Origin of the sequence: Anaerobutyricum hallii DSM 3353 (genome assembly GCF_000173975.1) — a bacterium.
In the GTDB taxonomy this organism is placed as follows: domain Bacteria; phylum Bacillota; class Clostridia; order Lachnospirales; family Lachnospiraceae; genus Anaerobutyricum; species Anaerobutyricum hallii.
The window spans coordinates 1-1,036 of the sequence record NZ_ACEP01000007.1; the positions used below are offsets into that span (position 1 = coordinate 1).

The 1,036-nt window shown below is 32.6% G+C and carries 2 protein-coding genes; both read right to left on the reverse strand.

Features of this window, described 5'->3' with window-relative positions:
• Positions 1–75: 75 nt before the first annotated feature.
• A complete protein-coding gene (locus EUBHAL_RS00455; RefSeq protein WP_005343477.1) occupies positions 76–270 on the reverse strand; it encodes a helix-turn-helix transcriptional regulator in 195 nt (64 codons plus the stop codon).
• A 4-nt stretch (positions 271–274) separates the two neighbouring features.
• Positions 275–790: a hypothetical protein gene (locus tag EUBHAL_RS00460; protein WP_005343479.1), complete on the reverse strand. Its 516-nt coding sequence runs from the start codon at positions 788–790 to the stop codon at positions 275–277.
• Positions 791–1,036: the final 246 nt, after the last annotated feature.

The window sequence follows — 1,036 nt, forward strand, 5'->3', positions numbered from 1 at the left end:
TAAAATGGGGTAAATTTTTTAGTTCTTCTTTTTCGTATTTTTTGAACAATCCGATAGAATAGTATCTACAGCGGCTTACCATTCCCAAAACAATTCGTCGAGTGTTTTCCCCAGTTCATGGCAAATAGCAATGCACAGTTTAATCGTAGGGTTATAGTCCCCTTTTTCAATCGCAACAATAGTCTGTCTCGACACATTAACACGTTTCGCAAGTTCAGCCTGCGACATATCAAGAGCAGCGCGGGCAGCTTTTAATCGTAGGTTTTTCATAAGGCTACTCCTCTTTTTGCAGATGTTCCATAATAGCGCGGGTAATAACAATAGCATCGGCAAGTAATAGTAGAATCCCTGAAATCAGATTGATATTATTGAATTTAACAGGGCTATGTTGTGAGATAATTTCTTGCTGATTCATGATACCAGTATAAAGATTTATTCCACCAATTAATGAAAAAAGGAAAATGCTTTGAACGATATTTTTTACCGGTGTTTCAGAATAAGAAAAATAAGCATCTTTAAAAACACAAATGGTAAAAAATACGATAAGACCGATGCAAATAATGGTAAATGATTCTGCTAATGGAGTACCCCAGGATGATTTTGTATAATATTCTATGAAACCATTGACTGCAGTTGCAAGAATGAGAGTAAAAAAACCGTACTTGTAGGCAATGCTCTGCATATATTTTTGCCGCTCATCGTATTGCATTTTTCTTGAAGAATAAACACCGTATGCAATAATAGCATAAACAATGAGAAAAATAATAAGAGCTAGTAATGAAAATGGCATAATAAAACCTCCTTAAATTTTTGCATTAGTAAATTGAAAAACAAAATGGAAATACGAAAAGAGGCTCATAATAACTGATATGTAGTGAAGCTGTAAGATACCATTTTATGACACTCTTTTGTATGATTTATATATAACACACAAAAATTGCGATGTCAAATATATTTTACATAAAGACGTAAAAACTTTACTTGATGAAGAAGAAATATCATTAGAAAACAGACAAAAAACAACACAAAATAGAAA